General features: G+C 33.3%; 12 protein-coding genes. 5 read left to right on the top strand and 7 right to left on the bottom strand.

All coding sequences use genetic code 11. From position 1 onward, the window contains the following. Positions 1-129: 129 nt before the first annotated feature. Positions 130-546 carry a helix-turn-helix domain-containing protein gene (locus tag IHE43_RS17660; protein ID WP_192185125.1) on the top strand — a complete coding sequence of 139 codons (417 nt, stop codon included), beginning with the start codon at positions 130-132 and terminating at the stop codon, positions 544-546. Positions 547-662: 116 nt separating this feature from the next. On the opposite strand, the gene IHE43_RS17655 is transcribed toward IHE43_RS17660, so the two are convergent. Next, positions 663-1,931 carry an RES family NAD+ phosphorylase gene (locus IHE43_RS17655; protein WP_225585192.1) on the bottom strand — a complete coding sequence of 423 codons (1,269 nt, stop codon included), beginning with the start codon at positions 1,929-1,931 and terminating at the stop codon, positions 663-665. A gap of 304 nt (positions 1,932-2,235) precedes the next feature. Next, the gene (locus tag IHE43_RS17650; protein ID WP_192185124.1) at positions 2,236-3,963 is read right to left on the bottom strand and encodes a M14 family metallopeptidase; all 1,728 of its coding nucleotides are present in this window, start codon (positions 3,961-3,963) and stop codon (positions 2,236-2,238) included. Positions 3,964-4,282: 319 nt separating this feature from the next. On the opposite strand from IHE43_RS17650, the gene IHE43_RS17645 reads away from it, so the two are divergent. Both IHE43_RS17645 and IHE43_RS17640 read left to right on the top strand, forming a co-directional pair. Beyond that, the gene (locus tag IHE43_RS17645) at positions 4,283-5,632 is read left to right on the top strand and encodes a DEAD/DEAH box helicase (RefSeq protein WP_192185123.1); all 1,350 of its coding nucleotides are present in this window, start codon (positions 4,283-4,285) and stop codon (positions 5,630-5,632) included. A 345-nt stretch (positions 5,633-5,977) separates the two neighbouring features. Next, complete coding sequence (locus tag IHE43_RS17640) at positions 5,978-6,424, top strand: hypothetical protein (RefSeq protein WP_192185122.1); 447 nt, start codon at positions 5,978-5,980, stop codon at positions 6,422-6,424. Positions 6,425-6,626: 202 nt separating this feature from the next. Here the strand turns inward: IHE43_RS17640 and IHE43_RS17635 are convergent, their stop codons facing one another. From IHE43_RS17635 to IHE43_RS17615, 5 genes are all read right to left on the bottom strand, one after another. Next, positions 6,627-7,205, bottom strand: a complete 579-nt coding sequence (locus tag IHE43_RS17635) for an alkylphosphonate utilization protein (RefSeq protein ID WP_192185121.1) — start codon at positions 7,203-7,205, stop codon at positions 6,627-6,629. A gap of 94 nt (positions 7,206-7,299) precedes the next feature. Beyond that, positions 7,300-8,523, bottom strand: a complete 1,224-nt coding sequence (locus tag IHE43_RS17630; RefSeq protein WP_192185120.1) for a hypothetical protein — start codon at positions 8,521-8,523, stop codon at positions 7,300-7,302. Between the two features lie 164 nt (positions 8,524-8,687). Beyond that, the gene (gene coaD, locus IHE43_RS17625; RefSeq protein ID WP_192185119.1) at positions 8,688-9,146 is read right to left on the bottom strand and encodes a pantetheine-phosphate adenylyltransferase; all 459 of its coding nucleotides are present in this window, start codon (positions 9,144-9,146) and stop codon (positions 8,688-8,690) included. A 103-nt stretch (positions 9,147-9,249) separates the two neighbouring features. Beyond that, entirely contained in the window at positions 9,250-9,942 is a 693-nt protein-coding gene (locus tag IHE43_RS17620) for a DUF421 domain-containing protein (protein ID WP_192185118.1), read from the bottom strand. A 99-nt stretch (positions 9,943-10,041) separates the two neighbouring features. Next, entirely contained in the window at positions 10,042-11,013 is a 972-nt protein-coding gene (locus tag IHE43_RS17615) for a D-alanine--D-alanine ligase (RefSeq protein ID WP_192185117.1), read from the bottom strand. Between the two features lie 332 nt (positions 11,014-11,345). Between IHE43_RS17615 and IHE43_RS17610 the strand changes: the two genes are divergently transcribed. Continuing rightward, a complete protein-coding gene (locus tag IHE43_RS17610; protein WP_192185116.1) occupies positions 11,346-11,966 on the top strand; it encodes a PASTA domain-containing protein in 621 nt (206 codons plus the stop codon). Beyond that, positions 11,959-13,002 (top strand): RluA family pseudouridine synthase, encoded by a 1,044-nt coding sequence (locus tag IHE43_RS17605; RefSeq protein ID WP_192185115.1) that lies wholly within the window; start codon positions 11,959-11,961, stop codon positions 13,000-13,002. Before IHE43_RS17610 ends, IHE43_RS17605 begins: the two co-directional genes overlap by 8 nt. Position 13,003: the final 1 nt, after the last annotated feature.

Here is a 13,003-nt window from a genome sequence, read left to right as displayed (position 1 = left end):
CTACACTTTGAGAATAGCTTTGGTTTTAAGTTTAATTTGGAATTTGAAAATTGAGATTTAAAATAACTATTTCCTGTCTCAAAAATCGTACTTTTGTTTCTTAAGTAAGCAATACATTATCTTTGAATTATGAGCACATTTGCAAAACCAAACCATATAGGACGAAAAATTAGCCGAATTCGTGAACTTAGAGACATGAAACAAGAAGCATTAGCACAGGCTTTAGGGACAAACCAACAAGCTATATCTGCTCTTGAAAACAGTGAAACTATAAGCGATGAAAAACTTATTGATGTAGCAAAGGCTTTGGGCGTAAATGTTGAAGCTCTTAAAAATTTTTCAGAAGAAGCTGCTATTAATTATTTTAATAATTTCTATGATAATAGTGGAAGTAATGGTGCATTTGCGCATGGACCACTATTCACTTTTAATCCATTAGACAAATTACTTGAGTCTTATGAGGAAAATAAAAAACTTTACGAACGTTTACTTCAGGCTGAAAAAGATAAAGTTGAGTTTTTAGAAAAAATGTTAAAAGATAAATAGTTCTTGACATTATAAAAAAAACTACATGCGATAGTGCGGATTGCAAACCCACGCTATCTGATTAAGATTATTTATTAACTAATATATTTTAATTATTAGGAAAAGAAAAGATTTGGTTACTTTTCATTTTGTAATTTATCTAAATCGTGTTCATCTGAATTTTCATTAAAAGCTGTAAGCAATTTTTCTAGTTGATCTTCAATCTTTTTTTCTATAAATTTTTCTTTTTGTGATTTATCAAGTAATGCTTCATTATAAGCTGGACCAAAAGTCAAATCATACTTAATACTATTGATAGTAATTTTATTTATAGAATGTACTTTGACTTTGTTTTCTTTTATTGGCCATCCAAATAAAACTATATTAGGAACACTTTGTGACTCGGCATAATCTTTTAAATTTGAGATATGTCTAATAGACATTCCATGTATGGTTTCAAAAGGCACATTTCCAGTCCTAATATTACTGAAATATGATGGATAAATAATTCCATCGAAGCCTTCTTTTTTTATAGATTGAGCGATTTTTGAACATATAGAATAAGAGTGTTTTCCTGCTAAGAATAAGAAATGAATAGCTAAATCGAGACTATTGAATTCATCAACATCTTCCTCTATAATTAATGCTGCAAGGTTTAGCATTTTTAAGGGTTGAGTAGGAATCAGTTTTGCTACATAAAGATCGTCTTCTACACTTGCTCGGCATTCATGTATACATAATTCGAGATCTGGAGAAGCATATAAAACTGCTTCTCCATTCCAGTTAAGTCTATTTCCGCCTCCAATCCCCTCTGGAGGACTATCATATTCCGGAAATTCATGAGGTATTTTGGGATTGATACGAATTCTATAAAATGGATGCTCAGCGTTCAGTATATGTTTGGGATAAAGTTCTAAAATTCGTTTTATTACATTATTAATTTGTAACTCATCATGAAGAGTTTTTAGAGGTTCAATTTCTCCAAACATCCAAAATCTAGGGCTGTAATAAAATAATCCGATCTCTCCAATTTGTTCTATCAATTTAACATCATCGTTTAACCAAGAGGATACTTTAATTTCGGAATCTCCATGTCTTTCCTCGTTCATTTGAACTAATGGAAATCCACCATATTCAAAACGTTCAATGGTTCCACGAACAAAAAAACTATAACATAATTCCCGCACAATTTGTTTAGTTAGTTTTCTTCCATGTTCAGATGAGCAGTTGGGACATTTAAGTTCACGTTCTAAGCCTATTTGAATTGCATCTAAACGAAGTCCCTCATCGTGAAAACAATCTGAACAAAGTACATATTTTTGATCATCTCTAATTGTATCAGAAAAATAGGGATATAAGCCTTGTGTTTTTTTTATATTTTGAAATGCTGATTCAAAATTTGCCATAATATTAGTTTTCGGAATAAAATTTTAGTTACAAATAACGATTAAATATTTCATGTGCTTAATAATTAATTTAATTGAAAATGGTTAATAAATTTCCTTTGTTTTTCGAGACTAACCATAGGTTATTGTGTTTATGTCAAAATACAAAATCTCGAATATTGTAAAAAATGTGTATACGTTGTTTTAATAATCTTAGTCGAAATTGTAAATTTTGACTAAGATCTTCACGAACAACTTTGCGATCTTAACCTTTACATATAGTACCAAAAGTAAAAAAATCTTAGCGAACTTTGCGGTTAAAAAACTAAAGCACTCGATAAACAGGATACTGCATATGAGCCTTTTCATAATGTACAGAATTTTTATAAATCCAGTTTAACTGCGCTTCGGAGCTTTTTGCAAATTCACGATCGTTTTGTTTTTTGGTTTCTAATTCTGCTTTTAATTGTGGATTATCTTTCAGCAATTTGGCAGCTGTATCTTCAAAAATATATTCTGAATAATGCTCTTTTTGCTGTAAAATAGGATCAAAGAAATTCCAATTGAAAAAGGAATCAACACCTTCCGGTTCAAAAGCTTCCACTAAATATTTAACACCTTTCTGTTTTGTTGAAACGAGATAATCTCCTTTGGCAAAAGCCATTTTTACAATTTTAGAATTTATTGTTGTATTGTAATGTGGATAATGCCCTTCGTAAGCATTTGAAAATGTTTTAAAATCAGCAATTTTATAGCTTTCGACTTCAATAATAGTATCGTTTTTAAGTTGGGTAAAGAAGATGTTATTGTTTTTCAAAAGCTCAATAATATTCCAATACCCATGTGAAATGATATAAGCAGATGGTATAACAACATCTTTTAGCGATTTGAATTCTTTTATATAAGGAACGTCTTTTTTATACGGTTTGGTTCGGTCGTAATACAAACGGTTTCCCGTTGTCGCATCACTTTTTTTGTATCCGGCTTCGTATCCTAAAAAAGAAAAAGTCGTTGCTTTTGTGCTGTCCAGTTCCCATTTTAAAGTATAGGTTTTTTTAGGCTGATATTGTTCCAGGTTTTTTACACGCAATTCTTTGATTTTTTGATAATTGGCATCGGTAAAATCCATAGTCGATTTCATGTATTCGTACGTCATTTTTACACGCTCCGTATATTTTTTAAGCATATGTGTCTCAACTACAAATCCAATCGTGTTAAACAAAGAAGTATAACCCGTAGTATATCGCGGACTATCAACAAACTGCCCAAAACCTTTGTCCGGAGTATCTTTAAAAGAATCTACATAAGGTGTTGTTTCGATTTTCTTTTGTTGTAAATCTTTCACCAAAGCCGGCATCATTACATCATTCATAAAATCACCCAAAACAGTTCCTAATTTATTATGCTGTGTCATAATATAGGTTAGTTTGTATTGATAATCTGAGCCATTGCTCACGTGATTGTCAATAAAAACATCAGCATTTATTTTTTGGAAAATGGCAACAAAACTTTTTGTATTTCGCGTATCTGATTTCATTAAATCGCGGTTCAAATCATAGTTTCGGGCATTTCCTCTAAACCCATACACTTCCGGTCCGTCCTGATTTGCTCTTGTAGTTGAGTTTCTATTTAAAGCTCCGCCAATATTATAAACCGGAATACAAACCAAAACAGTATTTTTAGGTGCTTTTATTTTTCCAATGGCTAAATCTCTGTAGAATTGCATAGTTGCATCGATTCCGTCAGGTTCGCCGGCGTGGATTCCGTTATTGATAAAAAGAACGGCTTTAGTTTTCTGAATTTTATCAAAATCAAAGTCCTTATCCGGATTAAAAGTTACCATATGTAATGGCTCACCAGAATCTGTCAAACCCATTTCTTTTATTTGAATCGTCGGAAAATCATTGGCTAAAAGCTTAAAATAAGCAATAGTTTCGGGATAAGATGCAGATTGATTTCCATTGCCTTTTTCAAAAAAAGTATCGTATTTTTTATTGTTTTGAGCGAAAGTGGTAAGTGTGAAAAGTGAAATGACAATGGTAAAAAATTTCATGAATTTGGGTTTTTAATAGGAATCAAATATAAAAAAATAGTTTCAGGTTTCAGGTTTCAAGTTTGAAATGAGAATAGAGCAACTTTTACATTTTACCGCAATGAGCGCAAAGGTTTACGCAAAGTTCGCAAAGCTTTATAAATATAACTTTGCGACTTCGCGACTTTGCGAGATTAAATAGAAACAGCTTTGCGAACTTTGCGTTGTCAACACATTCTAAACACAATCTATATAAAAACCTTTGCGCTCTTTGCGGTTAAATTTTTATTACACTTGAAACCTGAAACCTGAAACAATTTTTTTTACCTACTTTTGCAAAATGAATAAAAATCACCATTCCAACAACATACTTTCGAATTTAGGAATTGAAAGCCTAAACGAAATGCAGGAAGTTGCTCAAGACGCAATTTTAAACGATAACAATGTTTTATTACTTTCTCCAACAGGATCAGGAAAAACATTGGCTTTTTTGCTTCCTGTTTTAGAATTATTACAACCTGAAATTCTTTCGGTTCAATGTTTAATTTTAGTGCCTTCTCGCGAATTAGGTTTGCAAATTGAGCAGGTTTGGAAGAAAATGGGAACGCAATACAAAGTAAATATTTGCTACGGAGGACATTCCATAGATACTGAAATTAAGAATTTAAGCAATCCGCCAGCAGTTTTAATTGGAACTCCGGGGCGAATAGCCGATCATATTGACAGGGATACTTTCCGTACGGATAAAATCCAGACATTGATTTTAGATGAATTTGACAAATCATTGCAATTGGGCTTCCACGAGCAAATGTCCTATATCATTGGAAAATTAACGAAACTGAACAAACGTGTATTGGTTTCGGCTACTTCAGATATTGAGATTCCGAGATATACAAGAGTGGTAAATCCGACAGTTTTGGATTTTATTCCGGAAGAAGAAGAAAAAGCAAATCTATCCATGAAAATGGTGGTTTCGCCAGCAAAAGATAAATTAGAAAGTTTATTCAACTTGATTTGTTCGTTGAAATCGCAATCAGCTATTATATTTTGTAATCACCGAGATGCTGCTGAGCGTATCAGTGATACTTTAAATGAAAAAGGAATTTACGCCACCTATTATCATGGCGGAATGGATCAGGACGAGCGTGAGCGTGCTTTGATTCAGTTCAGAAATGGAAGTATGAGTTATTTAATCACAACTGATTTAGCAGCACGTGGATTGGATATTCCTGAAATGAAACACGTAATTCATTATCATTTACCTTTAAAAGAAGACGAATTTACACACCGTAACGGTCGTACCGCACGTATGCAGGCTTCTGGAACGGCTTACATTATCATCCATGAAAGTGAAAAAAAATTAGATTATATCGACTACGGAATGGAAGTTCTAAAAGTCGAAAATACTACAACATTGCCAAAACCACCGGAATATCAAACCATTTATATTAGTGGTGGAAAGAAAACAAAACTGAATAAAATTGATATCGTTGGTTTCTTTTCTCAAAAAGGAAAATTAGAAAAAGGCGATTTAGGTTTAATTGAAGTAAAAGATTTCATTTCGTTTGCAGCTGTTAAATACAATAAAGTAAATGACTTGTTGAAAAACGTTAAAGATGAAAAAATGAAAGGCAAGAAATTTAAAATTGAAGTTGCCAGAAAAGTAGTGAAGAAGGAAGAAGAAAGATAGTTTTTTGTTTCAAGTATCCGTTTTCAGGCTTTTTTGAAGTTAATTTGGCATAAAATGCAAAACGTGAGCTCGGATTTTTAGTTGTTTTTGTAGTAATTTTTTTTCTTTTTTATATGCTTTTATGGCTTTTAAATTTGATATTTTAAAGTGATTTCTTTGCTCTTTTAGATGATTATATGTCGATTAATTTATTGATTTTCAATGTTTTAATTTGTTATTGTGCTCGCGTTAAATCAATTTTAAACAACAATCTTAATCTTTTGTTAATAAATTAACCAGTAACGCTTTATTTTATCATAATTTCTGCGTTTATTGTGCTAGTAAATAATAAACCCCAAATTAATTATGAAAAGAATTATTACGATTGCCGTTTTGTTGATGAGTGTTGTCTCTTTTGCACAAATTAAAGTTCTTGAAACTGTTCCGGTTGAGAAATTAGGAAAAGTAAATAACAACTACATTCAAAAAATCGGAGATGAGTATACAGTGTATTACACAAGTATTCAAAACGATGATGAAGGTTCAACTTTGAGAAAATTTACGTTTAAAAACGTTAATAATGATTATGCAAGTCTTTACAGTATTATCATGAATGGTTTTGGTGCAAATCCTTTGTATGATATCAAATTAGAATTGCCAAACAATTATATTTGGTTGCATTACACAGGAAGTGTTATTCCTGAAAAAGCAACAGTTCAGTTTATGGTTTCAAGCAAAGAAGCTTCTGCAGCAACTAGCAGTATTTCTGAGCCATTCGTAAAAGATCAGATTAGCAAATTATTCCAAAAATAATTTTTTTTAGTTTGCTTCGCCCATTCGGCTAAAGCCTCGGGTCAGGTTTCAGGTTTTATTTGTTTCAGGTTAAACCTTTGTCATGAAAATTTAATACAATAATAAAAAAGGCTATTCAAATTTGAATAGCCTTTTTTTATAGTTTACAGTTTTCGGTCACAGTTTACAGTTTGAACTGGATACTGTGACTGTCACTGAATACTTAGATTTTTTTCACGTACTGCGTAATAATCACAATTTGCTGACCATCAACTTTTCCTTCAATATATTCGGCATTTTCGTGGTCTAAACGGATGTTTCTAACTGCCGTTCCTTGTTTTGCCACCATACTTGAACCTTTTACTTTTAAGTCTTTAATTAAAACTACAGAATCTCCGTGTTCTAAAATTACTCCATTGCTGTCACGGTGAACTAATTTATTTTCGTCGTCTTCGCCTTCGCCAGTTGCTTGCGCCCAAGCTAAAGTATCCTCGTCTAAATACATCATATCTAGCAGTTCCTGTGGCCATCCTGCAGCACGCATACGGCTTAACATTCTCCAGGCAACTACTTGTACGGCAACATTCTCATTCCACATGCTGTCATTTAGCGCTCTCCAGTGATTTAAATCTACATTATCCGGATTTTCAATTTGGTCAATACAAGTAGTACAAGCTAATATGCTTTCGTCAAGTCCGCCTTTTTTGGTTGGCAGTACCTGATATACTTTTAGATTTTCTTCGGCGCCACAAAGTTCACATTTAGATCCGCTTCGTTTGTTCAATTCTCTTTCGATGCTCATTATTTCTGTTTGTTTAAAAATGCGAAATTACTGAAAATCTGCATAGACCCAAAATCATGCGTATTGCATTTAACAGATAATTCTATGTATTAGTTTAAAATTCTTTTAAGCTTATTTTATAATAAGTAGTTATTTCGTCTCCAGTTTCTAAAACTACTTTTATAATATATTTGCCTGGTTTTGTTGTTTCTGGAAAGCTAAAAGAAATATAACGATCTTTTGTATTATCATACGACACATGTTCTCCTATTTTGGCTGTACCTTCTTCTAATGATGTTTCGTTAATAAATTTGATAGCGGTAATTTTACTGTTTGCTATATAACGAAAAAAACTTCCTCCAGTTGAATATTGATAACTGCGTGAATCGCCTTCTCCCGAGATAAGTATTTTATCTTTAAGGACTCTTAGTTTTACCTCTCTTTTTAATCCTGTTTCAGATGTGATAGTGTAAGTGATATCCTGATTAAAATTTTGTGGTAAAGAAGGATCTGGACTAACCGTAGCACTAACTGAGGCTGAAAATGATCTAAGAACTACATTTGAAATGTTTTCCGTATCTAATGTTCTTATAATTCTATCTGTCGGCTGTAATCCGGCTGTCAGTTTTGCAGGAAAGTTTGAAGCAGTATAGTCATATATTTTGACATCTAAAGTGACATAGGAAGTAGGAAAACTAATAATACTTACGTTGTTATCTGTACCTTTTACCAGGACATGATAAATTTCAAAAGCACCATTGCTTTTTGTTATTATTAAATCTGTCGGATTGGTAGTATCATAAGGATTTCCGCTTACTAAATTAGTTGTAATTCCTGGTGTAGTTTCAAAAACAGCTGTTTGAATGGCTGATGGAAAAGAACGAAGCATATCTTTAGAAAGTTCAACGGTTATAGTTTTATTTGCTACATCAATTTTCCCGCTTATTTCACCACCAAGAGGTTTCCCTAATTTTATTGTAAAGGATTTTATACCCTCTTCTTTAATAACTTCAACAATATATTTTTTGGTTGTTCCATCTTCAGCTGTAACTATATATTCCGTGGGAATACTTAAATTAATAGTGCTATGATCGGGTACGTTTAATTTTGATTTTTCTGAAGTCTTGATAAAAACTTCTAGCTGAACACCGGAAGTGGGAGGCAAGACAACAGTAATTTTATTATTTACCTGATCAATGCTTGTCTTAATGTTTGAAATTTCGAAAGTAATTAAATCTTTTGAGGAAGATTTGACTACGGGAGTTTCACTGTCACTTGCGCAACTAAACAATAAAAGAAAAAAGGAAATCAAAAATGAGAAGCGTAATAATTTTTTCATAGTTTAATATGGTAGGTTTAAAATTTTGGGAAGGAAAGGAGATTGTATAAATTCTTTCGTGGTCCAGTTTTTTTTGCGAAAGTATCTATAATAATATTGCTAACCAATTTTTTTTGTAATATTTTTAGTGTAAAAAAATATTTAAAATCTGGTCACGATTTCTTTTATTTCTGCACCCTAACGGCATCTGGAACAAGCATTTCATATTCACCGCCATTTCGCAATACATCTCGAACTATACTTGAACTGATGTACGAAGTTTTTGCTGCGGTTAATAAAAATACCGTTTCAATTTTAGAAAGTCGTCTGTTAGTATGTGCGATGGCTTTTTCGAATTCGAAATCGGCTGGGTTGCGCAGACCTCTTAATATGAAATGCGCTTTTTCCTTGTGTGCCAAATCTATTGTCAATCCTTCATACGTGATAACCGAAATTTTAGGTTCATCTTTGAAAGTTTCTTCAATAAAACGTTTTCTTTCTTCAAGTGAAAACATGTATTTTTTTTCGGCATTAACACCAATGGCAATTACGATTTCGTCAAAAAGAGAAATTCCTCTTTTGATAATATCTTCGTGACCGAGTGTGATTGGGTCAAATGATCCCGGGAATATGGCTTTTCGCATTTTTTTTCTTTTAAGGTTCAAAGCTGCAAAGGCACAAAGGCGCAAAGGCTTTTTTATTTTGTAATTTGGTCCCGATGCTTCGGGATAAATTTTGGAATTTGTTTTAGGTTATTCTCAATGTTTTGATTGCCGGAACCCATTCGTCTTTTTGGCAAACTTTGCATTTTGCGGTTCCGGGTTTTTGTTCTTCAGTATGTCCGCAAAAAGTGCAGGCGTGCACACCTTCATTTAAAATGTTTTTACTTTTGTCATTAAATAGTCCCGGTAGAATTGGTAAACCGTATTTCACCTCTTTATCTTCATAGTAAAATACGCTAATTTCTCCGCTGGTTTCTATAAAAGCATGTTTTATCTGTCCTAAATGTTCAATAGATTTTATGCGAAGTTCAGAGAAAAATTCGTCCTGCGCTAGACTTTCTTTTTTAAAAGTGGCTATAGAAAATTTACCATCCTGAATAAGACATTCTGTTTTGCCTTCAATAAATTCTTCAAATTTTTTGCTTTTTCCTGTCAACCAGGTTACAGAACGATAAAGAATGATGATAACTAAAAATACAATTGCTGCAGGTACAATACCGACATCTTCATAAAACATTGGATCACCGGCTGCAGAACCTAATGCGATGATAATTACCGTTTCGAAAATTGACAATTGTTTTACACCTCGTTTTCCTGCTAATTTTAATGTCAGCAATAAAATGATGAACATAACGGTAGAACGAAATACAACTTCTAAGGCAAAATTTGCCGGCAAATCATTGTAAAATAATCTATTCCATTCGAAGATTTCTTTCATTTCTTTTTGAGGTTCAAAGGTTTTTTTAGAAACCAGATAAATTGTTTTTATGTAAAAAAGGTTCTGAGATCTTATCATCTCAGAACCTTAATATCTTGGCTACGCCAAAGCTAATTCGATTGCATTTGTGAACAAATCTTCCAGAGAAATTCCGGCTGCTTTGGCTTGTTGCGGAATTAAACTTTCGGTTGTTAAACCTGGAATGGTGTTCATTTCAAGCATATAGGGTTCGTTGTCTACGATGATGAATTCGCTTCTTGAGAAGCCTTTCATTTTTAAGACTTCGTATGCACGTTTTGCAGTTTCTCCAACTTTCTGTGTTAATTCGTCTGAGATTCTGGCTGGTGTAATTTCTTGTGATTTTCCTTCGTATTTCGCCTCGTAATCGAAGAAATCATTGTCTGAAACAATTTCTGTGATTGGCAATACTTTAATTTCGCCTTTGTAATTGATTACGCCGACAGAAACTTCAGTTCCGTCAAGGAAACTTTCGATGATGATTTCGTTGTCTTCTTTGTAGGCAACTTCAATAGCGATTGGTAATTCAGCCTCTGATTTTACTTTTGAAATTCCGAAACTTGAACCGGCTTTATTTGGTTTTACGAAACATGGTAAACCAACTTTTTTAACGATTTCTGCGGTATTGATTGCATCACCTTTGTTTAGGTAATAGGAGATTGCGGTTTTGATTCCGTATGGTTTTAAAACCGATAATAAATCACGTTTATTGAATGTCAATGCCGATTGGTAATAATCGCAAGAGGATTGCGGAATTCCTAACAATTCAAAATACGCCTGCATTAATCCATCTTCGCCCGGAGTTCCGTGGATTGCGTTGAAAACACAGTCAAAAGTGATTTTTTGATCGTTTACAGTTACAGAAAAATCATTTTTATCAATAGCATATTCAGCATTGTTTTCGTCTACATAAACCCATTTTTCCTTAAAAATATGAATGCGGAATCCGTTGTATTTTGTTTTGTCAAGATATTGATGAACGACGTTTCCGCTGATAAGAGAGATTTTATATTCGCTTGAATACCCGCCCATGATAATGGCAATATTTTTCATGTTTTACTGTTTATTTGTTTAATCGAAATGTTGTTTAATTGTTTAATCGTTGATTTGTTAAATCGTTTAATCGAAATGTGCTTTTGAAACTGAGTGCCCTAGCCCCGATAGAGGCGGTATCCTTTTTTGAGGCGATTTTTCGCCTATAAAAAGATATAGCCGAAAGCGGGAAATAGCTCCTTATAATTGAAATTCCAAATTTAGAAATTCCAAATTCCAAAAATCTACGTTTTCAATAGGGATGCCAATTTGATACTTTCTTGTCTAAAACAAAATTATCATTTTTTTTGAAACGAAATAGCTTTATCTTTGCGACTAATAAAAATAAATTTATGAGTTTACGTCAGTATTTAACAAGCCGGGTTTTTTTCGTGCAAATTTTAATAGCGTTTGCTATTATTGCTGTTTTAGGTTATTTGTTTATGCATTGGTTGACTTTTACGACTGATCACGGACATGAAATTGAGGTACCGAATTTAGCAAAATTAACTGAAGAACAAGTCGAGGAGAAATTGGATGATTTAGACTTAGATTACGTGCTTTTGGATAGTGTTGATTATAGAAGTCAATTCCCAAAATACAGTGTTGTTGAGCAAGATCCGTTGCCGGGAACGAAAGTAAAAGTGGGAAGAAAAATATATATTAAAATTAATTCTTCAGGATTTTCATCGGTTAAAATCCCTGATTTAATTGAGAAAACGTATCGTGAAGCGGTTCCAACATTGAAGGCTTTAGGTCTTGAAGCAGGAACAATTACTTATATTCCGAACCTTGGAAAAGATATGGTTTTGGAGATGCGTTATAAAGGAAGAAACTTAAAAGTAGGAGATCGTGTGCTGAAAGCTTCTAAAATCGACCTGGTTTTAGGAGATGGAAAAGCAACGTATGTAGATGATAGTCAGGCAACAGATAGTTTAGCTGTGCCGGAGACAGAAACCCCAAAAGATGAATAATACTATTGAAAATTTAGATCTGGAAGACGAATTATTCGAACATTTCAGATTTGAAGTCCCTAAAGGTCAGGCGTTTTTGCGTATTGACAAATATTTAATGAATTTGATTCAGAATGCGACTCGAAATAAGATTCAGAATGCCGCAACTGAAGGAAATATTTTTGTAAATGATATTCCGGTAAAATCAAATTATAAAGTAAAACCGTTTGATGTTGTGACGGTTATGTTATCACATCCGCCGTTTGAAAACCATATTCTGCCGGAAGATCTTCCGTTGAATATTGTGTATGAAGATGATGCGCTTTTATTGATTAACAAAGAACCGGGTATGGTGGTACATCCGGGTCACGGAAATTACACCGGAACCCTGGTAAATGCTTTGGCACATCATTTTGATAATTTGCCAATGAACAGCAGTGAGCGTCCGGGATTGGTACACCGAATTGATAAAGATACGTCCGGACTTTTGGTTGTAGCTAAAACCGAAGCAGCCATGACACATTTAGCGAAACAATTTGAAGCTAAAACGTCTGAACGTGAATATATTGCTCTTGTTTGGGGGAATGTAGTTGAAGAAGAAGGAACTATTGAAGGAAACCTTGCCAGACACTTAAAAGACCGCATGCAAATGGCTGTTTTTGCTGATCCTGAAATAGGAAAACCAGCAATTACACATTATAAAGTTTTGGAGCGTTTTGGATATGTAACTTTGATTTCCTGTAAATTAGAAACAGGAAGAACACACCAGATTCGTGCGCACATGAAGCATATTGGGCATCCGTTGTTTAATGACGAACGTTACGGAGGTCATTTGATTTTGAAAGGAACTACGTTTACCAAATACAAACAGTTTATAGAGAATTGTTTTAAAGCATTGCCACGTCAGGCGCTGCATGCCAAAACACTTGGTTTTGTGCATCCAAACACAGGCGAAATGATGCGTTTTGATACAGAATTGCCTCAGGATTTTCAGGATTGTATTGAGAAATGGCGTAACTATGGAAAGACGCATAATATTGAAGATGAGGAGAATTAAT

It is taken from the genome of Flavobacterium sp. MDT1-60 (genome assembly GCF_014844035.1).
GTDB lineage: Bacteria > Bacteroidota > Bacteroidia > Flavobacteriales > Flavobacteriaceae > Flavobacterium.
This window is presented reverse-complemented; position numbering and strand designations above follow the sequence as displayed.